The organism is Mucilaginibacter ginsenosidivorax (assembly GCF_007971525.1).
Classification (GTDB): domain Bacteria; phylum Bacteroidota; class Bacteroidia; order Sphingobacteriales; family Sphingobacteriaceae; genus Mucilaginibacter; species Mucilaginibacter ginsenosidivorax.
In genome coordinates this window covers 2,662,109-2,682,161 of sequence record NZ_CP042437.1, presented here as the reverse complement: position 1 = coordinate 2,682,161, position 20,053 = coordinate 2,662,109, and the positions used below count along the sequence as shown (strand labels likewise).

At 44.2% G+C, this 20,053-nt stretch carries 17 protein-coding genes; all 17 read left to right on the top strand.

The window, feature by feature from the left end:
• The first annotated feature begins 17 nt into the window (after positions 1–17).
• The 17 genes from FSB76_RS11110 (at position 18) to FSB76_RS11030 (ending at position 19,720) form a co-directional block, all read left to right on the top strand.
• The gene (locus FSB76_RS11110; protein WP_147053642.1) at positions 18–1,127 is read left to right on the top strand and encodes a glycoside hydrolase family 43 protein; all 1,110 of its coding nucleotides are present in this window, start codon (positions 18–20) and stop codon (positions 1,125–1,127) included.
• Between the two features lie 10 nt (positions 1,128–1,137).
• Positions 1,138–1,974: an alpha/beta hydrolase gene (locus tag FSB76_RS11105; protein WP_158642880.1), complete on the top strand. Its 837-nt coding sequence runs from the start codon at positions 1,138–1,140 to the stop codon at positions 1,972–1,974.
• A 79-nt stretch (positions 1,975–2,053) separates the two neighbouring features.
• Positions 2,054–3,682 (top strand): GH35 family beta-galactosidase, encoded by a 1,629-nt coding sequence (locus FSB76_RS11100; RefSeq protein ID WP_147053640.1) that lies wholly within the window; start codon positions 2,054–2,056, stop codon positions 3,680–3,682.
• Between the two features lie 157 nt (positions 3,683–3,839).
• Positions 3,840–4,412 (top strand): Crp/Fnr family transcriptional regulator, encoded by a 573-nt coding sequence (locus FSB76_RS11095; protein WP_147053639.1) that lies wholly within the window; start codon positions 3,840–3,842, stop codon positions 4,410–4,412.
• Positions 4,413–4,521: 109 nt separating this feature from the next.
• The gene (locus tag FSB76_RS11090; RefSeq protein ID WP_147053638.1) at positions 4,522–5,040 is read left to right on the top strand and encodes a YceI family protein; all 519 of its coding nucleotides are present in this window, start codon (positions 4,522–4,524) and stop codon (positions 5,038–5,040) included.
• Positions 5,041–5,069: 29 nt separating this feature from the next.
• Positions 5,070–5,288: a tautomerase family protein gene (locus FSB76_RS11085; protein ID WP_147053637.1), complete on the top strand. Its 219-nt coding sequence runs from the start codon at positions 5,070–5,072 to the stop codon at positions 5,286–5,288.
• Positions 5,289–5,292: 4 nt separating this feature from the next.
• On the top strand, positions 5,293–6,027 hold the full coding sequence (locus FSB76_RS11080) for an SDR family NAD(P)-dependent oxidoreductase (RefSeq protein WP_147053636.1): 735 nt from the start codon (positions 5,293–5,295) through the stop codon (positions 6,025–6,027).
• Positions 6,028–6,100: 73 nt separating this feature from the next.
• Positions 6,101–6,481, top strand: coding sequence for a nuclear transport factor 2 family protein (locus tag FSB76_RS11075; RefSeq protein WP_225976484.1), 381 nt, complete (start codon positions 6,101–6,103; stop codon positions 6,479–6,481).
• Positions 6,482–6,492: 11 nt separating this feature from the next.
• Positions 6,493–7,578, top strand: coding sequence for an NAD(P)H-dependent flavin oxidoreductase (locus FSB76_RS11070; RefSeq protein ID WP_147053634.1), 1,086 nt, complete (start codon positions 6,493–6,495; stop codon positions 7,576–7,578).
• 4 nt (positions 7,579–7,582) lie between these two features.
• The gene (locus FSB76_RS11065; protein WP_147053633.1) at positions 7,583–8,422 is read left to right on the top strand and encodes an SDR family NAD(P)-dependent oxidoreductase; all 840 of its coding nucleotides are present in this window, start codon (positions 7,583–7,585) and stop codon (positions 8,420–8,422) included.
• Positions 8,423–8,535: 113 nt separating this feature from the next.
• The gene (locus FSB76_RS11060; protein WP_225976483.1) at positions 8,536–9,252 is read left to right on the top strand and encodes an RNA polymerase sigma factor; all 717 of its coding nucleotides are present in this window, start codon (positions 8,536–8,538) and stop codon (positions 9,250–9,252) included.
• Between the two features lie 109 nt (positions 9,253–9,361).
• On the top strand, positions 9,362–10,543 hold the full coding sequence (locus FSB76_RS11055; protein ID WP_147053632.1) for an ATP-binding protein: 1,182 nt from the start codon (positions 9,362–9,364) through the stop codon (positions 10,541–10,543).
• Positions 10,544–10,666: 123 nt separating this feature from the next.
• Complete coding sequence (locus FSB76_RS11050) at positions 10,667–11,818, top strand: FecR family protein (protein WP_147053631.1); 1,152 nt, start codon at positions 10,667–10,669, stop codon at positions 11,816–11,818.
• A gap of 225 nt (positions 11,819–12,043) precedes the next feature.
• Positions 12,044–15,316, top strand: coding sequence for a TonB-dependent receptor (locus FSB76_RS11045; RefSeq protein WP_225976482.1), 3,273 nt, complete (start codon positions 12,044–12,046; stop codon positions 15,314–15,316).
• A 20-nt stretch (positions 15,317–15,336) separates the two neighbouring features.
• Positions 15,337–16,959 (top strand): RagB/SusD family nutrient uptake outer membrane protein, encoded by a 1,623-nt coding sequence (locus FSB76_RS11040; protein WP_147053630.1) that lies wholly within the window; start codon positions 15,337–15,339, stop codon positions 16,957–16,959.
• A gap of 49 nt (positions 16,960–17,008) precedes the next feature.
• Positions 17,009–18,337, top strand: a complete 1,329-nt coding sequence (locus FSB76_RS11035) for a BNR repeat-containing protein (RefSeq protein ID WP_147053629.1) — start codon at positions 17,009–17,011, stop codon at positions 18,335–18,337.
• Positions 18,338–18,490: 153 nt separating this feature from the next.
• Positions 18,491–19,720, top strand: a complete 1,230-nt coding sequence (locus FSB76_RS11030; RefSeq protein ID WP_147053628.1) for a DUF2264 domain-containing protein — start codon at positions 18,491–18,493, stop codon at positions 19,718–19,720.
• The last annotated feature ends 333 nt before the right edge of the window (positions 19,721–20,053 follow it).

The window sequence follows — 20,053 nt, the reverse complement described above, 5'->3', positions numbered from 1 at the left end:
CCATAAATCAAACGCCAATGAGCAAGCAATTTACCACCGCAAAATTAATTACTACGCTTTTTATAGCCGCAGGCATGTTAAGTGCATGCGACCCGCCCGCTAAAAAAACGGCCGATGCAGACAGCAGCAAAGCAGATACCGGCAAAAAGGTAAAATTCCTTTCGCAACCGCTTATCAGCACCATTTACACGGCCGATCCATCAGCACATGTGTTTAACGGTAAAATTTATATTTATCCATCACATGACATCAACGCAGGCATCCCCGAAAATGACAATGGCGATCATTTTGCCATGAAGGATTATCATATACTTTCGATGGATAGCATTGGCGGCAAGGTTACTGATAACGGCGTTGGGTTTGATATTAAAGATATTCCCTGGGCCGGCCGCCAGCTTTGGGCGCCGGATGCTGCTTATAAAAATGGCACCTATTATTTATACTTCCCGGTAAAGGATAAAAAAGACGTTTTCCATATCGGCGTAGCTACATCGGCCAGCCCGGTGGGGCCGTTTAAGGCAGAGCCCGAACCCATTGCCGGGAGCTACAGCATTGATCCGGCTGTATTTACCGATACCGATGGTAAAACCTATATGTATTTTGGCGGTATTTGGGGCGGGCAATTACAGCGCTGGTCGACCGGAAAATATGAGGCCGATGGTTCAAAAACAGATTCGAAGCAGGAAGATGCCCCGGCCATCAGCTGCCGTGTAGCCCTGTTAAAACCTGATATGAAAAGCTTTGATGGCGCGGTAAAGGATGTTGTTATTTTAGATAGCCTTGGCAAACCGTTATTAACTAAGGATCATGACCGCCGGTTTTTTGAAGGCTCATGGATGCACAAATACAACGGTAAATATTACTTTACCTACTCAACCGGCGATACACACCTACTTTGCTACGCAATAGGAGATAAACCGCTTGGACCATTTACCTACAAAGGCGTGTTTATGAAGCCTGTACAAGGGTGGACTACCCATCACTCCATTATCGAAATAAAAGGCAAATGGTATATATTTTACCATGATACCCAAATATCGGGCAAAACCCACCTGCGTAATGTAAAGGTGACGGAGCTACAGCATAATGCAGATGGTTCAATTAAACTCATTGATCCTTTTTTGTAAACCTGTGGCTATGAAAGCGCTCAAATTTATATCAATCACTTTGTTGTTGTGCTGTATCCTGTGCGGGTATGGCTTTGCACAGCAGGCAAGGCTGGTTACCATACCCAACTCCAATCATCTGCAGATGCACTCCAAGCTGGCGGGTAATAACTACGATATTTATATCCATTACCCGGCAGGTTATGATACTGCAAAGCGAAAATTCCCGGTATTGTATGTTGTTGACGGGGATAATGATTTTTCGCCTTCGCTGGAATATCTTGGACTTTTGATGGCGGAGTACCATATTCCCGAACCAATATTGGTAGCCATTGGCGATGGCGGTTTAATTGGTACGCCGGGTAATAAACGTAATCGCGATTTTACGCCGACAAAAAACCCTGCAACACCCGAAAGTGGCGGGGCACCTGCTTTTTTAGCTTTTATTGAAAAAGAGCTTATCCCCACTATTGATGTGGATTTAAAAACAGATACTGCTAACCGTACCTTGTATGGCTATTCTATGGGCGGCTTGTTTGCCACGTATACCTTGTTTATGCAGCCATCCCTGTTTAAAAACATTCTTATTGGCAGTCCGGCTTTAGGTTATGATAACGGCAGCGTTTTCGATATCGAAAAAAGCTATTTTGCCAAACATAAAAGCTTGCCTGTAAATGTTTTTATTGAGGTAGGCGGGCTTGAAACGCCGGGGCAGGTAGTGCCAAATAAGCAACTGGTTGCCTTACTTGATGAGCGTAATTACCAAAAGCTTGTTTTTAAGCACATCATTATTGACAATGTTACCCATTTATCGGGTAAGCCGGTTACAATGCTTAAGGCACTGCAGTGGGCATACACTGGCAAGTAACAGGAGCATTTGATGTTTGGGCGTTAAAGGTACTGTTTGTTTTATCATTGGGATTAAGCATTAAAGTAAATCAACCGTTATGAAATCAGTTGTTTTAGCATTTATTTGGTGTTGCTTGATGGCGTTTGAAACCAATGCGCAAAACAGCAGCCCTGCAATGCCGCAAATTAAATATTGGGGTGATAATGCCGAATTGCTGGTGAATGGTAAGCCCTTATTGATGACAGGCGGAGAATTAGGAAACTCAAGCGCTTCAAGTACAGCGTACATGGAACCTATTTGGCCCAAACTCAAAAAAATGCACCTGAATACCTTGATAGCCCCGGTATATTGGGAATTAATGGAGCCAAAGGAAGGTACATTTGATTTTATGCTGGTTGATTACCTGATAAAGAGCGCCAGGGAACATCAAATTAAACTGGTATTACTTTGGTTTGGCACCTGGAAAAACAGTATGAGTTGTTACGCACCCGCATGGGTTAAAACAGATCAAAAACGGTTTCCGCGTGTGCAAAGCAGCGAAGGCCGATCTGAGGAAATCATTACGCCGTTTTCTGAAAATGCATTGAAAGCCGATTGTAAAGCTTTTACCGCGCTTATGCAGCACTTAAAACAAACAGATAGCCGGCAACACACGGTAGTAATGATACAGGTAGAAAATGAAATAGGTATGCTGCCCAGTGCCCGCGATCATTCAAAGCCGGCCGATGCAGCTTTTAGCGATGCCGTTCCGGAAAAGCTAATCAATTATTTGACTTTGCATCGGGATAAACTGGTGCCCGAAATTCAAAAGGCCTGGGAGGGCAATGGCTATAAAAAAGCAGGTGATTGGGAGACTGTTTTTGGTAAAAGCGCGGCTACCGATGAAATGTTTATAGCCTGGTATTTTGCCAGCTATGCCAATGAAGTAGCCAGGGCGGGTAAAGCCGTTTATCCGCTGCCAATGTATGTAAACGCTGCCCTCAATGCGCCGGGCAAACAACCGGGGCAATACCCAAGCGGAGGGCCGTTACCGCATTTAATTGATATTTGGAAATCTGCCGCTCCGGCCGTTGACCTGCTTTCGCCCGATTTTTATAACCCTAATTTTAAGTATTGGAACGACCGTTATACCCGGCCGGACAACGCTTTGCTGATTCCCGAACACCGCTTTGAAGAAGGGGTGGATGCAAAAGCGTTTTATGCAATTGGCCACTACAAGGCCTTAGGTTTTTCTCCTTTTTCTATTGAATCCGGCAAAAAACCCGAAACAGAATCGTTGGGTAAATGCTATGATATTATTAACCAATTATCGGGCGAGCTTAGCAAAGCCAAAAAACAAGGTTTGATGGAAGGGGTATTGTTAAGTAAGGCTGCGGATACGGTTAAATTGGAAATGGGCGATTATATACTAACCGTTGCACACGATTTAACCTTGGGCTGGTCGCCAAACGCCAGAGAAACTACCTGGCCACTAACCGGTGGCATCATCATCGCTTTATCAAAAGATGAGTTTTACGTAGGCGGCACCGGGCTGGTAATAAGTTTTAAACCCAAAAATCAGGCGCAGCGGGCGGGGATAAAAAGTGTTGATGAGGGCACTTTTGTTAACGGTAAATGGCAGGCAGGCCGTCGTTTAAACGGTGATGAAGATCACCAGGGCCGGCACCTCAGGATCCCGACGGGCGAATATGGCATTCAGCGTATTAAGCTTTATAGTTATGAATAAGAAGAAAATCGAGTAATTCCAAAACTCGGTTATCGGCGGCCTGGAGTGCGGAAGTGCTTTTTAAGATATGTTTTTGGTGCCCTCATATTGCTCGCCGGCCAGGAATTTATAATTAATTCCTAACTTTAAATTGTCAGCGTATCAGTTATAACTGCCAATGGAAGCCAAAGAAATATTAAAAGCTCACGTAGCTAAAATAGCCACGTTGACCGACGAGCAGTTCGACTATTTCTTTTCGCATTTTAAACAACAGCGTTTTCAAAAAGGACAGGCACTTATTACCGAAGGTGATAAGGTAGATTGCGAATATTTTGTGCTCTCCGGTTGTTTAAAATCCTTCTTTATCAACGATGATCTCAAAATGTTTATCCTGCAATTTGCCATGCCCACCTGGTGGGCATCAGATTATAACGCGTTATATAATAATACAAAGGCCACCATCAATGTAGATTGTATTACCGATACGGAGGTGCTTTCCCTAAGCAATGATGATAGGGAGAAGTTATGCAATGAACTCCACAATGCCGAACATTTTTTTAGATGGAGAACTAATAAAGGATATGTAGCTGCCCAAAAAAGGCTCTTATCTTTCATGAATAACAATGTGAAATACAGGTATGAAGAACTTTTGAAGCTTTATCCTGAGCTTTATAATATTGTCCCTAAAAACCTGATTGCAGCATACTTAGGCGTCTCGAGAGAAACCCTTAGCCGGCTTTATAACACCTGAAAGTGATGTACATCACATAAATATCTATTCATTTTAAATGTGATGTAGGTCACACGTGCCCCTGAAATTTCCTGCCGTACTTTGTTGTGTAATTAAAAACACAAATAAAATGGAAACTCAAAAATTTGAAATCGTAAGCACTCAAAGCAATATTGATTGGGTGGGCCGTAAGGTAACCGGGGCACACAATGGTACCATAGCCGTTAAAGAAGGTGAATTTATTTTAAACGACGGCAAACTTGCCGGAGGTAAATTCACTATCGATACCACATCTATCAAAATATTGGATGTAACCGACCCTGCAACAAATGCGCAGTTTGCAGGCCACCTTGCTTCTGATGATTTTTTTTCAATTGAAAAATATCCCGAAGCAACTTTGCATATCACTTCAGTTTCAGGCAACCATGTTGAGGGCGACCTGACCATTAAAGGCATCACCCATCCTGTTGGTTTTGATGCCGCTGTCAGTGTTAACAATGGTCAGCTTACTGCAACAGGCAGGTTGGTAATTGATCGTACTAAATATGCAATGAAATTCCGTTCAGGTAATTTCTTCAAAGACCTGGGCGACACCTTGATTTATAATGATTTTGAACTGAATGTAACTGTAACCGCAAAAGCTGCCTGATAAGCAGCTTTTGCATAAAAATTAAAGCCATGCCATACGTAAAAATTGAAGTAACCCGCGAAGGAGTTACAAGAGAACAAAAACAGAGACTGATTAAAGGCGTTACCGACCTGTTGAGTGATGTGTTGAATAAAGACCCGCAACTAACCTTCGTGGTGATCCAGGAATATGATTTGGACGACTGGGGACATAATGGAGAACAGGTATCTGTGTTAAGAGAAAAAGGTATTACCGCTGATAGAAAATAAGATAATGAAGAAGCAAACCATAATAGTTACCGGCGCCTCATCTGGTATCGGTAAAGAAATAGCCCGCCACTTTTTAGCAAAGGGCGACAATGTAATCATCAATTCATCAACAGCCACTAAGCTGGAGCAGGTTTACCAGGAATTGGGCGGTGGTGAAAATCTGGCCATGGTGGCCGGCGATGTAAGTGATAAAAGAACCGGTGAACAGCTTTTAGCAACTGCCATTGAAAGATTTGGTTCGGCCGATGTACTGGTAAACAATGCCGGTATTTTTGAAACCAAACCCTTCCTTGAAGTGGATGAAGCCTATCTTGACCGCTTTTTGAATACAAACCTTAAAGGAACTTACTTTACAACCCAGGCCATTATTCCGCAAATGCGGGAACAGCATGATGGCGTAGTTATCAATATTGGTACACCCCTGGTTAACCACAGCCTTGGCGGGGTACCCATTACAGCACAAATGGCATCAAAAGGCGCAATACATGCACTTACTATCCAACTGGCGGCCGAGTTTGGTAAAGATAACATTAGGGTAAATACAGTTGCGCCCGGCACAATCCGTACCCCGATGCACGGCGAAAATGCCGACCAAACTGCAGGTTTACATTTGCTAAACCGCGTTGGCGAAGTGGAAGACATTGCCGAAATGGTTTACACGATTGCCAGGAGCAACTTTATTAGCGGTGCCATTATCAACGTAGATGGTGGCTTGGGAGCCGGGCACCATCTTAATTAATTTGAAAACGCTTTTATTCACAGCTTTTTTGTCATGCACATTGCTGGCATTAAAAGCACAAAATTTAAAGAAAATGGAAACTAATCAGCAAGATTCATCAGCCATCACCCAGGTGCTGGAAAATTACTACTTCAAGGGTATCTATGAAGGTAATATTAATACCCTGAAGCCGATTTACCATCCCGGCACTTTATTGTTCGGCGATGTTAAAGGTCAGCCATATGCCAAAACGCTCGATGAGTACCTTGATGGTGTTGCTCACCGCCAAAGCCCCAAAGATTCTGGCAAGCCTTTTAAGGGGACAATTATTTCTATCAATGTAGTTAACTCTATAGCCTTAGCCATGGTACACGTAAAAATGTACGATTTTAATTATGATGAGTTCCTGTCGTTTCATAAAATAGATAACCGCTGGCTGATCGTTAATAAAATGATTAGCGATGTGGCGGAATAAATTATAAAGTTATGTGGTATCAAACAAAAGCATCTCAAATACTGGGCATTCAGTATCCTATCCTGCAAGGGCCGTTCGGTGGCAACTTGTCATCTGTTGAGCTGGTAACAACGGTATCTAACGCCGGAGGGCTTGGTGGTTATGGGGCTTATACGTTAAGCCCGCAGGAGATAGTTGAGGTAGATAAGCAGATTAAAGCAGCAACCAATAAGCCTTACAATATTAATTTATGGGTTTCGGATACAGATGCCGTGGATGGTACAGTATCGGACGAGCAGTTTAAACAGTCTCAAACTTTATTTAAACCTTATTTTGATGAGTTGGGAATTCCCCTGCCCCAAAAGCCTGCGGTGTTTACATCACGTTTTGAAAACCAGGTAGAGGTTATCCTGCACCAAAGACCGCCGGTATTCAGCTTTATGTTTGGCATCCCATCTGCCGATATCCTTGAACAATGCCGCCGGCTGGGCATTGTTACCGTAGGCGCGGCAACTACGCTTGACGAAGCCATAGTACTGGAATCAGCCGGGGTTGATTTGATTATCGCTTCGGGCTTTGAGGCCGGCGGACACCGGCCGTCATTCCTGGCATCGGCAGAATCATCTACCATAGGGACTTTTGTATTGCTTCAGCTGATTAAGGAAAAGGTAAAAACCCCGGTTATAGCGGCAGGTGGCATTGCCAACGGAAAAGGTGTTGCCGCGGCGTTAGCACTTGGCGCAGATGCCGTGCAAATTGGTACTGCCTTCCTGGCAACGGATGAGTCGAATGCTACAGCCGTTCACCGGCAAATGTTGTTTTCGGATGCGGCTAAGTACACCACGTTATCGCGGGCATTTACCGGTAGATTGGGCAGGGGCATAACCAGCCGCATTGCAAAAGAGCTGGTGCATAAGGAAAACGGCTTTCTTCCCTTCCCGCTGCAAACACAGTTTATGTCGCATTTACGGAAAGCTGCCATAGATCAGGAAAAATGGGATATGATCCTGTTCTGGGGCGGGCAGATAGCGCCGGTGCTGAAACATACAAAAGCCGCTGAACTGATGGGGGCTGTAATCGAAGAAACCACAGCATATTTTGACCATTTAAAAGCATAATATCATGAACACTTCAAAAGTATGGTATGTAACCGGGGCCTCCCAGGGATTGGGGTTAACCTTGGTAAAAAAGCTGCTTGATCGCGGCTACCGCGTTGCCGCAAGTTCGCGCGATGCCAGGGCATTAAACCAGGCCGTTGGGTTGGTAGACAGCGAGCGTTTTCTTGCACTGGCTGTCGATTTGAATAACCCGGATTGTATTGATGAATCTATACAGCAAACACTGGCAGCATTCGGGCGGATTGATGTAGTAGTTAACAATGCCGGCTACGGAATGGCAGGAACAGTGGAAGAAATAGCCGAACAGGAGATCCGTAATATTTTTAGTGTTAACGTGCTGGCAACCATAAATGTGGTGCGGGCGGTACTGCCGGTAATGCGTAGTCAAAAATCAGGCTACATTATAAACATTGGTTCGGTGGCTGGTCTTGTGGGTGCTCCTGGCTGGTCGGTTTATTCGGCTACCAAAGCTGCTGTGGCTGCTTTTTCGGAAGTAATTGCGTTGGATGTAAAAGAATTTGGAATTAAGGTTACTGTGGCCGAGCCTTCGGGTTTCCGTACAGGCTTTTTAACCAAAAACTCACTTGCCCTTACTACCAGCAAAATTGAAGGTTATGAAGCCGTAAGAAACGCCCAGGATCGTTACCTATCCATGAACGGGCAGCAGGCCGGCGACCCCGGTCGCGCCGCAGAGATATTTATTGAACTGGCCGAAAGTCCCGAGCCACCAATACATCTGTTTCTGGGAAATGATGCCTATAACCGGGCCTCAGAAAAGCTTGCCGCCATGTCTGCAGAATTGGAACAATGGAAATCAACAACCATTGCAGCAGATTTTGAATAATATCACGGCCTTAATTTTCCCCCCCCCCATTTTATTTTAACGGAAATATATGTTTCCGGCCTCATTTGTAACCTGGCTACATAGCGCTACTTGTCGCTTTAAGCCAGGTATTTATGAAAACAGATGAATTGTACGCCGTTGGAGCTGCAAAAAAGAGTATTCTTAAAAATAATGGCCAAGATCATAACGGTTTCACAGCTATTGCAATTTTTGTAAAAAATGCATTACATTCGTTAATTAAACCAGTTATGTCCTCTAAACGGATGCTTATTGACCAGGAGCTGATAGCGCTGTTAAAAAACGGCGATAGGGATGCTTTTGCCGAAATTTATAGGCGTTACTGGACAGTGATGTATATGCATGCACTGAAGATGCTAAGAGATGAGGATGACGCCAGGGATATTATCCAGGAAACTTTCACGTCATTATGGTTAAAGAGGGAATGCATAAGTTCAGATGCTAATTTAGCAGGATATCTTTTTATATCGACTAAAAATAAGGTGATCGACCTGATAGCACGCAAGCGGGTACGCTTGGATTATCTTGATTCATTAGCTGCTTTTGCCGAAGCCAATAGCAACCAGACATTGGAGCGGATAGAAGAAAAAGAAATAATGGCAGCGCTGAAAAAAGAGATTGCGCAGCTTCCCCTTAAAATGAAGCAAATATTTGAAATGCGTATCCATCAGCATTTTACTTACAAAGAAATTGCCGACGAACTTGATATATCCGATAAAACAGTTAAAAAACAAATCAGCAACGCTATCAGGATAATCAGGCCTAAGCTTAATCATCTTTCGGCAATTGTTTTAATATTATCGGGGTTGTAATTTAGTAGTTTGTGATATTGATAATTATATAGCTCATCATATTATAAAAGGTTCTGGTTTTGTATTTATTACCGTGTAAATCAAACATTAAGTGTTAGATTTGCACGGTATGATTGCCAGAAGAATAGAAAAAAAAGTTGAAGAAGCGCTCAGTAGAAGTGCCTCTGTTGCCTTGATGGGGCCACGTCAAGTGGGCAAAACAACTATAGCGTTGAATATAAGCGATTCTGGTACGGCTGTTTATCTGGATTTAGAAAACAACCTTGATCTTCAAAAAATACAGGATATCAATGCTTTCCATGCAGAGAATAGCCAACAACTCATCATTATGGATGAAGTGCAACGTATTCCTCAAATTTTCGCAGCACTTCGGGGAATCATTGATAAGGAACGGAGAAAGGGCCATAAATATGGACTATTTTTGTTCCTGGGTTCTGCTTCGATAGATTTGCTACAGCAATCCAGCGAGTCATTGGCAGGTAGGATTGCATACTTGGAACTTCAGGGCATTGATGCCCTGGAATTTGGAACAGGCACAATCGACAAGTTAAATCAGCTTTGGCTTAGAGGCGGATTTCCTGATAGTTTGCTGGCCAGTAGCGATAGAAACAGTCTGGCATGGAGACGAGATTTCATCAAAACCTATCTGGAAAGAGACATACCGCAATTAGGTCCGCGCATACCAGCTGTTACACTGGAACGGTTCTGGACAATGTTGGCACACGTTCAGGGCGGCGTAACTAACGCGTCACAGCTTGCGAAAAGTCTTGAAGTGAGTGCTACAACTATCTCCCGCTATTTGGACCTGATGGTTGATCTGTTATTGGTCCGGCGCTTGCAGCCCTGGGGAAGTAACGTTGGAAAACGATTGGTAAAAAGCCCTAAAATATATGTTAGGGATAGCGGATTGACCCACGCTTTGCTTAACATTGAAAACTATAATGACCTGCTGGGGCATCCGGTAGCTGGTGGAAGCTGGGAGGGCTTCGTAATCGAAAATATCTTATCGACAGTTCCCGATGGCGTTATACCCTACTACTACAGGACCGCCCACGGGGCAGAGATTGACCTGGTGTTAGAATTCTCCGGCCGGGAGAAATGGGCTATCGAAATCAAACGAAGCTCTTCGCCCACTCTTTCCAAAGGATTTTATCTGGCATGTCAGGATATCGGTCCGGATAAACGCTTTGTCGTGTATGCAGGTCAGGACCAATTCAATATAGGCGAAAATATCACTGCAATCCCACTGCATCAAATCATGTCTAAATTGCTTGAATACAAGGGAATCTAATAAGCTGAACTATAAAAATGTAACATAGCGAGCTATAAACTTACTAAAAACACACTTTTTTTTAATTTCATCTACTACTTCCTCCCTGGCTGGCCGTTTCATTAATAACAACCAGAATAAACCATGACCAGGGAACAAGCACAGGAACTATTAAATAAGCACCAACTCGGCACCTGTACACCAGAAGAGCAGCAAATGCTGGATAGCTGGTATTTGAATGAAGCTGCTAAGCAACCTGTACCCAATGGACCTTCCGATCCGTCAATGGAAGAGGTGTTGATCTGGAACAGGATTGTTAGTGAAATTCCCGAAACTGCTAAAGTCAGGCATTTTAAAAAATGGTACTCCATCGCTTCGGCTGCAGCCATCCTTGTTTTTGTTTCGTTTGGTGCATACCTGTTTGTTAAAAAACACCAGGAGCCTAAACAGCTCGTTCGTCAGCATAATCCTCAAAACGATATTTTGCCGGGTGGCAACAAAGCTATCCTGACCCTGGCCAACGGTAAACAGATTACCTTAACCGGCGCCCACAATGGAACTCTTGCTGTACAGGGCGCGGTGGCAATTAATAAAACCGCCGATGGAAGGATAGTTTATGATTCATCCGAAAAATCAGCATCTGATGATGCAAAATTAACTGCGTACAACACCATGACTACGCCACGCGGCGGGCAATATTGGGTTGTTTTGCCCGATGGTAGCCGGGTGTTGTTAAATGCGGCTTCTTCGTTAACTTATCCAACCGCATTCAGCGGCGCCGAGCGTAAAGTTGAGCTTACAGGCGAGGCTTATTTTGAAGTGGCGCACAATGCCGCCAAACCATTCAGGGTTTACAGCAAATCGCAGATAGTTGAGGTGCTGGGCACACATTTCAATATCAATACCTATGATGATGAGCCGGCCGTTAAAACCACCCTGCTTGAAGGGAAGGTAAAAGTGATATCGACCGCTAAAAATCAAACCCGGATTTTGCAGCCAGGGCAGCAGGCTTTTTTAAATGCACTTGCATTTAATATTGGCGAAGTAGATGTAGACGAAGCAACCGCCTGGAAGGATGGTCTGTTTGTTTTTGAAAGTAATGATATACAGCAAATTATGCGGATGGTTTCCAGGTGGTATGATGTAGATGTGGCATACACCGGTACTTTACCAGCCGACAAATTCAGCGGTTCTGTATCCCGGTTCAGCAATGTTTCTGAAGTGTTGAATACGCTGCAGCTTACCCGTAAAGTGCATTTTAAAATAGCGGGTAAAAAAATAACCGTATCAGAATAAGCTATAACCAAGCCAATAAATAACCGATATACTAACCTAAAAAACGAGAAAAATGAGAAGAAAGCTACGAACGTAACCATGAAACGGGAGCTTAAAAAAAACGTGAAAGTGTACCACCACTTCCACGCCAAAAATTTGAGTTAACCCATTAATCTGTCCGCCGTTCCGGCGCATAGAAAAATTATTTGTCAATAAACCTTGTTTTAACCCAAACTATTCAAAAGTATGAAAATATCTACTTTTAACATAGGTGTGCCCAAACTATGCATGCCTCAAAAGTTATTATTAGTTGTGAAAATAACTGTACTCCTCTTTTTTGTCGCTATTATGCACGTCAGCGCTTCATCTTATGCGCAAAAAATAAATCTTTCGGCAACAAATGCTCCTTTAAAAAAACTATTTAAAGAGATAAGGAAGCAAAGCGGCTACAATTTTATTTATACCGAAGGTATGATGAAAGATACCCGCCCGGTTAACATCCACGTTAGCAATGCATCTATCGGCGATATTCTTGATAAAGTATTTCATGACCAGCCACTTTCTTACACCATTAGCAACAACACAATAGTTATCAAAGAAAAAGATAGCCAGGAAAGCGATAACGTATTAATAACCATTACAGGTACTGTTAAAGACGAAAAGGGCGAGCCTTTGCCTGGTGTTACCGTAGCGGTTGAAGGTATTGCCAATGCCACATCAACCGATTATAATGGTAAGTATACCATTAAGGCTAATGCAGGGCAAACCCTGGTGTTTTCATTTATTGGTTATAAAACAATAAAAAAGCTTATAAATAGTAACGAGCAGCTTATAAACGTCTCGTTAGAGCCTGCATCCAGGGATTTAACAGAAGTAGTTGTAGTTGGCTACGGTACCCAAAAACGATCGGATATAACAGGCGCTGTGGCATCGGTGCCCAAGGCCCGTTTATCGGAGTTGCCGGTTACCAACGTGCTGCAAGCCCTGGAAGGAGCTGTGGCGGGGGTTACTATAACCAATACATCATCTGTACCGGGTGCTGTACCCGGCTCAATTGTAAGGGGGCAAAACTCTATCAACGCAGGCACCGGCCCGTATGTTGTTGTGGATGGTATCCCGCTGAGTAAAACCGGTGGTTCGCTTAACGATATTAATCCCAATGATATCGCTTCGATGGAAATATTAAAAGATGCATCGGCGGTTGCAATATACGGAACAAACGGCTCAAACGGTGTTATCCTGATTACTACCAAAAGAGGGAACAGCGGTAAACCTGTTATCCGTTATAGCGGTTATGCTGGCATCGAAAACCTGGCGCATATTCTTGACCCGCGCGACCCTGCTTCCTACATTCAAAAATATGCCGATTACCTTTCGCAAACAGGTCAAACACAAACCAGCCCGGTGCCAAACAGTTCCGAACTGCCCAATTACCAGGCAGGTAAAACCATTGATTGGGTTAAAGAGACCACTCAGCAGGGAGTAATGCAGGATCATAACCTGAGCGTTTCTGGCGGTAGCCCCGACGTTAAATATTTTATATCAGGCGATTACCTGAAGCAAAAAGGCGTGGTAAAAGGCTATCAGTACAATAGGGTAAGCATCCGCTCAAACCTGGATGTAAATGTCACCAATTTTTTAACTGTTGGTATGTCATCCTATTTCGCCAACAACAATTACGATGGCGGCAGGGCCAACCTGTTATTCGCTACAGCCATGAGCCCTTATGGTAATTTGTATAATGCCGATGGCACCTATACCATTTACCCCATGGCGCCCGAACAATTGTATACAAACCCTTTGCTGGGCTTAACTACCGACCAAATAAACCGTAGCGTGAATTTAAACGGTAATGGGTATGCCGAGATTAAATTTGGCGGTGTACTTAAAGGATTAAAATACCGTGTAAATGCCGGCTACACCTATTTGCCAACACGGGTTGATAGTTACAGTGGCCGTTTGGCAAATACGCCCTTAGGATCGGCCAGTGCTGCAAGCTCCGAAACTACAGCCTATACTATTGAAAACCTGTTGTATTATAACCGGGATATTGGTAAGCATCACTTTGATTTTACGGGGTTATACAGCGCACAGCGCCGCAGGTATTTTACTTCAACAGCATCTGCCACAGGTTTCGTAAATGATGAGTTGTCATTTAATAACATTGGCGCCGGTGCAACGCAAACCTCATCGTCATATTCAGATAGGTATGCCCTTACCTCGCAGATGGGCCGTATCAACTACTCCTATAACAGCCGTTACCTGTTCACCGTTACCGCCCGCCGCGATGGATCGTCGGTTTTTGGCGCTAATACAACCAAGTATGGTGTGTTTCCGTCGGCAGCGCTCGGTTGGAACATCAGCCAGGAAGACTTTTTAAAAGATTCAAAAATAGTTAACAGTTTAAAGCTGAGAGGCTCTTATGGAAAAACCGGTAACGAGGCGATAAGTGTTTATCAAACTATAACCACAGATGGTACTGTTCGGTCGCCATTTAACGGGGTAAGCACTATTGGGGTGCAGGCCAGTAACCTGGGTAACGCCAACCTGCTTTGGGAAACCACCGTAGGCACCAATATCGGTGCAGATTTCTCTTTATTTAACAGTCGCATCAACGGATCGGTTGATGCTTACAAAACGCGTACATCTGGTTTACTGTTAAAACGAAGCCTGCCGGCAATTACCGGTTATTCATCAGTATGGGATAATATTGGTAAAGTAGCCAACAAAGGCATCGAGGTTACCTTGAATACAAAAAACATTGATGGCAGGGATTTTCGTTGGGAATCAAACATCGTATATGCCATCAACAGGAATAAAATTGTGAGCCTTTATGGCGATGGTAAAGATGATATAGGCAACAGGTGGTTTATAGGTAAACCTATCAGCGTAATTTACGATTACAAAATGACAGGCGTTTGGCAAACCGGCGAGGATGCCTCTAAACAAGACCCAGGAGCGAAACCGGGCGACCTGAAATTTGCCGATACCAATGGCGATGGCAAAATTACTGCTGATGACAGGGTTATACAGGGGCAAACCACGCCAAAGTGGACCGGCGGTATTACCAATACCTTTCACTACAAGCAATTTAACCTGAGTGTATTTATACAAACAGCACAAGGTATGCTTAAAAACAATGCCGATTTAAATTATGCTGATGAGTCGGGCAGGAGGAATACACCGGCAGCCATTGGATACTGGACACCATCAAACGGCAATAACTCGTTCCAGTCTTTAGCTTATACCAACACCAGGGGTTACGGCTACCCGCGCGATGCCAGCTATACCCGCATTAAAGATGTAACATTTAGCTATGTTGTGCCGCAGGTGTTGTTAGATAAAGCGCACATTAACGGCTTAACGTTTTATGTAAGCGGCCGCAACCTGCACACTTTTACCAAGTGGATAGGCTGGGATCCTGAAAATAATTACTCGACCAGGGGATCTGGCGATTGGACAAACAACTATCCAACTACCCGCACATTTGTTTTTGGCGCCAACATCTCATTAAAATAAACTGATAAAAGATAAACGACATGAAAAAGTATTCAATTATAGTGGCTTCTGTATCAGTGCTAATAATCGCATTTGCATCCTGTAAAAAGTCATACCTGGCCGAAAAGCCTTACTCTTCATATACCCCGCTAACGCTTAACGATTCATTGGGCTTTGAAGCCGCTGCCGTAGGCCTTTACAATTATGAAAGCACCATTTTAACCTATTCAAGCGCGCAGGGCTGGCCAAGTGTTTGGCAGGTAGGTACCGATGTGGCCAATGCTACCGCAAACCAGCAAGGTATTGAAGTGCCTTATTATAATTATGCGCAGCTTACCCCAACAGATGGGGCAGCCTCATATATCTGGGGTAAGTATTACGCGTTAATTAACAATGCCAATATTATCATCAAGGCCGTCGAAGATCCGTCGAACACCAAGCTTACCGCCAAAGGCAAAAATATGATAGATGCCGAAGCCAAGTTTTTTAGGGCATATGCTTACAATAACCTGGCTACATTATTTGGTAAAGTGCCTTTGGTAACGGCCCCGCTTACGGCGCCAAAAACAGATTTTGTACGTGCCCCGCTTGATCAGGTCAACAACCTTATTATAAGCGACCTTACGTTTGCAAGTACAAACCTGTCTGATTTAAATGCTGGAACTTCCAAACTAAACGTACAGGGCAAACCTGTTGACAGGGCTAATAAGTACATGGCCATGCAGCTTTTGGCCGAGGCTTACCTGCGCATGGGCAAAAACGACCTGGCCGAACAGCAGGCGCAGGCAGTTATCAGCAGTGGTAAATTTAGCCTGATAAGTAATCGTTATGGTGTGCGGGCAAGCGGCGCCGGCGATTATTACTCAGATATGTTTGTGTACGGTAACCAGCGCCGCAGCCAGGGTAATTCGGAAGCCATATGGGTTATTGAACAGGAAAATCCAAATTCTGTTGTTGGGGGTAATACAGATAATGCCCAGCAACGCCGTGTGTGGGGAGCCGCCTATTACAATATTAGCGGCATGGTGCTTTGCGATTCGCTTGGTGGCCGCAGTATTGCCAGGTTAAGGTTAAGTAACTGGGTATTGTACGGTTTATATCCAACAGGCGATATTCGCAATTCGCAATATAGTATCAGGAGGCGTTATTATATCAACAATCCAACTGCTGCCAACTATGGCAAGCAAGTACCATTTACCGGTCCCGATACCTTATACAAAATTTGCCCAAGCACAACCAAATGGGGGGCGTTTGATCCTAACGATACCTTTGGTTATGCTATGATCAAAGATTTTATGATGATGCGGTTAGGCGAAACCTATTTGTTACTCGCAGAGGCCCAGGTAAAGCAAGGTAAAACTACCGAGGCTGCAAATACCATTAACGTTTTGCGCACAAGAGCGCAGGCACCACAGGTTACCTCCAGCCAAATGACCGTTGATTTTGTACTTGACGAGCGTGCCCGCGAATTGATTGGGGAGGAAAACCGGAGGATGACGCTGATGCGTACCGGAACGCTGGTTGATCGTGCAACACGCCTCAATTCAAATGATGCTCAGCACCCAACAACCGGCCTGGCAGCAAAAAACCTGTTATTGCCCATCCCCTTATCAGAAATTCAGTTGAATAAGGATGCCGTTTTAGAACAAAATCCAGGGTATTAATATAATTCATAGTGTGCGGCAGTGTATATTGCCGCACGCTTTACAACTTATGCTTTTCAACCCCTTCAAACAATTCCTGTTTATAGCTTTATTGATAGGCAGCTTTTTGCATGCAGATGCACAAAACTACCCTGTAAAAGTGAGTGCCATAGGCCCCGGATGGGCTAATAACTCGGTGAACACCGTTATTTTTCGCAAGAATTCGCTGGTTACTTTTAAAGGAGAGCAATATGCTGCTTATTACAACCAGGAACAGGTTTTAACCCTGGCCAAAAGAAAAAGCGGATCAAGCGAATGGCAAATTGCAGTAACGGCCTACAAAGGCGATGCCGCTGATGCTCATAAGGATATAAGTATTATGGTTGATGGGGCGGGTTACCTGCATGTGGCCTGGGGTATGCACAATCAGTCATTAAACTATGCAATGGGCCTTGCACCGGGTAGCCTTGTTTTGTCGGCGCAAAAATCAATGACGGGCATTGCTGAAAACAGTGTAAGTTACCCTGAGTTTTACCGGCTTCCCAAAGGTGATCTGCTATTCCTTTACAGGGATGGCGCATCAGGAAACGGCAACCTTGTGCTTAACAGGTATAACGTATCGGCAAAAAAATGGGTAAACATACAGCACAATCTGATTGACGGCGAAGGCAAACGCAATGCCTACTGGCAAATGGCTATTGATAAAAAAGGTTTTATACACCTGTCATGGGTATGGCGCGAAAGCCCCGATGTAGCCAGTAACCATGATATGTGCTATGCTATTTCAAAAGATGGCGGAATAAACTGGGAAAGATCAACCGGGCAAACCTATAATTTACCAATCACGGCTGCTACCGCCGAATACGCCTGCGAAATTCCACAAAAAAGCGAGCTAATTAACCAAACATCTATGGTTATTGACGACGACGGTAGCCCCGTTATAGCCAGTTACTGGCGGGAAGCAGGGGAGGCCGCCCCGCAATACCATATCATTTATAAAAACAATGGAGAGTGGACAAGCAGCAGCCTCGGTTTTCGCAAAACACCTTTTAGTTTAAGCGGAATGGGCACCAAGAGTATTCCGGTATCACGCCCGCAAATTATAGCCTGGAAACAGGGGGGAAATACCGTCGCGGCCTTAATATTCAGAGATAAGGAGCAAGGGGATAAAATTTCTGTTGCAATTACGGGTAACCTGGCCGGGAATAAATGGACGGTTAGCGATTTGTCGGCATTCGCTGTTGGCGCCTGGGAGCCAACCTATGATACCGAACTATGGAAAGATAAAAAAACACTTAACCTGTTTATACAAAATGTAGTACAGGTAGATGGAGAGGGCCAGGCCAATATTACCGCCCAGCCGGTACAGGTGCTGGAATGGAAACCGGCCGGTAAGTAAACGGAGAATATGAAAATTAAAAATGCATGAAGTCGCCGCCTCATCCTGCTGATTTTTAGCAGGGCTGTCGCGTGCAGGTTGTAAACGGTTGGATTGATATTGTATATCGATAGCCAGCTGCGTTGTCTACATCAATTATTGAAAATAACTGCTATGAAAAAAATATTGTTTTTGCTTTGCGCAATGTTGGTTGTATCCAATATATGGGCGCAAAAAAACATAACTAATGGGCTTGGCGACCGCAAACTGTGGTTAACCTATATGGATAAAATAGCCCGGCCTGTTATATTAAACCTGGCCGAAGATAAGCTGAAGCAAAATATGCCGGTGAGTTTATCTGATCGTATTGATAATAAGGAAGGGCGTTCAAAAGTTGCTTACCTTGAAGCGTTTGGCCGAACCTTAAGCGGGATTGCACCCTGGCTTAACCTGGAAGGCGGCGATGCCGGAGAAATAAAATTGCGTAACCAGTACCGCGCATGGGCATTAAAAGCGATAGCAAACGCGGTTAACCCGCAGGCTAAAGATTACCTGCAATGGAACGGCGGGCAGCCTTTGGTTGATGCATCTTATGTAGCCTTTGCGCTTGTCCGCAGCCCCTGGTTATGGGAACACCTGGACGATAGTGTAAAAAAACAGGTGGTTGATGCCATGAAGATAACCCGTAATACGGTGCCGGTTTACTCCAACTGGATCCTGTTTTCGGGGATGATAGAGGCCTTTTTTTGCAAATACGATTTAGGGGACGACCCGTTACGCACCGAATTTGGCATCCGCGAATTTATGCAGCACTGGTATGTTGGCGACGGCATGTTTTCTGACGGGATGACCTTTCATTTGGACTATTACAACAGTATTGTGATACAGCCCAATTTAAACGCCATGTTACAGGTGCAGGGCGAAAAAAAGAAGAACTATCAACACGAACAGGAGCGCGCAAAAACCATTGGCCAACGCTATGCCGAAATATTGGAGCGCCTAATTAATGCGGATGGCAGTTACCCGGCAACAGGCCGCTCAATAGTTTACAGGGCAGGAGTTTTTCATCATTTGGCCAATATGGCTTATATTAAACAACTCCCGGCATCATTGCCGCCTGCACAGGTACGTTGTGCGTTAACTGCTGTCATCAAAAAAACGCTGGAGTCGCAAGCTACATTTACTGCGGATGGATGGCTCAATATTGGTCTTTATGGCAAACAGCCCGGCCTGGCCGATTTTTATATCACAACCGGCAGTCTATACATTTGCAGTAATGTTTTTGTGCCACTTGGTTTGCCCGAAACTGACGAGTTCTGGAGCGCCCCGCCGCTAAAATGGACCGAAGCCAAAATCTGGAGCGGGGAAGATGTAAAAGCCGACCATGCCCTGGATATGAAGTAAAGAAAAGCTGGGCAAACGCATCTGAACTGGGTTAACATAACTTAACACATTTTAATTTTATTTATTGTAAGTATCTTATAATTAAAGTGTTGTGAATTTGTATGGTTAACATGCTTTAATGCTTGTGCATTTAAGCCGGGCCGCATTCCTGATAAGCGTATTTTTTGTACAATTGACTTCTTCTCCCCCATATTTGGCCTAATGCCCCCCCCTGCGGGTTTTTGTTTTAAACTACTTTCGAAACTCAATTATAAATGGTTGCTCCAATTTTGTTTGCGCCCGGCTGTAGATCGTTTTAGCAATTAGCAGATCGGCCCTTTTTACAATTAACAA

Bases quoted from the DNA above. Each gene is read 5' to 3' on its own strand.
- FSB76_RS11065 (WP_147053633.1), top strand. From the start codon at position 7,583: ATGAACACTTCAAAAGTATGGTATGTAACCGGGGCCTCCCAGGGATTG.
- FSB76_RS11105 (WP_158642880.1), top strand. From the start codon at position 1,138: ATGAAAGCGCTCAAATTTATATCAATCACTTTGTTGTTGTGCTGTATC.
- FSB76_RS11075 (WP_225976484.1), top strand. From the start codon at position 6,101: ATGGAAACTAATCAGCAAGATTCATCAGCCATCACCCAGGTGCTGGAA.
- FSB76_RS11030 (WP_147053628.1), top strand. From the start codon at position 18,491: ATGAAAAAAATATTGTTTTTGCTTTGCGCAATGTTGGTTGTATCCAAT.
- FSB76_RS11050 (WP_147053631.1), top strand. From the start codon at position 10,667: ATGACCAGGGAACAAGCACAGGAACTATTAAATAAGCACCAACTCGGC.
- FSB76_RS11045 (WP_225976482.1), top strand. From the start codon at position 12,044: ATGAAAATATCTACTTTTAACATAGGTGTGCCCAAACTATGCATGCCT.
- FSB76_RS11035 (WP_147053629.1), top strand. From the start codon at position 17,009: ATGCTTTTCAACCCCTTCAAACAATTCCTGTTTATAGCTTTATTGATA.
- FSB76_RS11070 (WP_147053634.1), top strand. From the start codon at position 6,493: ATGTGGTATCAAACAAAAGCATCTCAAATACTGGGCATTCAGTATCCT.
- FSB76_RS11100 (WP_147053640.1), top strand. From the start codon at position 2,054: ATGAAATCAGTTGTTTTAGCATTTATTTGGTGTTGCTTGATGGCGTTT.
- FSB76_RS11110 (WP_147053642.1), top strand. From the start codon at position 18: ATGAGCAAGCAATTTACCACCGCAAAATTAATTACTACGCTTTTTATA.
- FSB76_RS11055 (WP_147053632.1), top strand. From the start codon at position 9,362: ATGATTGCCAGAAGAATAGAAAAAAAAGTTGAAGAAGCGCTCAGTAGA.
- FSB76_RS11095 (WP_147053639.1), top strand. From the start codon at position 3,840: ATGGAAGCCAAAGAAATATTAAAAGCTCACGTAGCTAAAATAGCCACG.
- FSB76_RS11040 (WP_147053630.1), top strand. From the start codon at position 15,337: ATGAAAAAGTATTCAATTATAGTGGCTTCTGTATCAGTGCTAATAATC.
- FSB76_RS11085 (WP_147053637.1), top strand. From the start codon at position 5,070: ATGCCATACGTAAAAATTGAAGTAACCCGCGAAGGAGTTACAAGAGAA.
- FSB76_RS11060 (WP_225976483.1), top strand. From the start codon at position 8,536: ATGAAAACAGATGAATTGTACGCCGTTGGAGCTGCAAAAAAGAGTATT.
- FSB76_RS11090 (WP_147053638.1), top strand. From the start codon at position 4,522: ATGGAAACTCAAAAATTTGAAATCGTAAGCACTCAAAGCAATATTGAT.
- FSB76_RS11080 (WP_147053636.1), top strand. From the start codon at position 5,293: ATGAAGAAGCAAACCATAATAGTTACCGGCGCCTCATCTGGTATCGGT.